We start from the raw sequence: 397 nt of genomic DNA, 5'->3' as shown, positions 1-397 counted from the left end.
GCGTGCCAGCTTCAACTGGTAGGCCACCGAGCGCACCTCGCGTTCGGCCGTCTCGGCCTTGAGCAACTGCGAGAGCATCGGCTGTGCAGCCTCGAAGGCCGGCGAGCCCTGCTCGGCGAGTTCGGCCACGGCGTGCGCCATGCCGTGCATCTTGAGTTCACGCAGCATGATGACGATGGCTGCACTGGCGGGGTCATGGCGCATGGCGCACCTCTTGGATGATGATCGGATCGACTGCAGTCGCGCGTCCTCTGAGCGAGTCATAGCGCAACACGTTGGCTCGGGGCTCGTTCGTCAGGCGCAGTGCCTGAGGGGCGGTGACGGGTGCGGGTGCCACTGGCTTGCCGTCCAGCAGCCGGTGCAGGACGTTGAGCACATGCGTCTTGCTGGCTACGCC

Annotated in this window: 1 protein-coding gene and 1 pseudogene; both read right to left on the bottom strand. The window is 66.2% G+C overall.

From position 1 onward, the window contains the following. A partial coding sequence (locus tag AC3A6G_RS27445) for an ATP-binding protein (protein WP_487875103.1) occupies positions 1-204 on the bottom strand: 204 nt, incomplete at its 3' end. Then, a pseudogene (locus AC3A6G_RS27440) lies at positions 194-397 on the bottom strand (IS21 family transposase); the annotation flags it as partial. The pseudogene AC3A6G_RS27440 and the gene AC3A6G_RS27445, both read right to left, overlap by 11 nt.

Source organism: Variovorax sp. Soil_C_26 (genome assembly GCF_057657075.1).
Note: the sequence above shows the minus strand (reverse complement) of the source record. Positions and strands in the feature narration are given on the sequence as shown.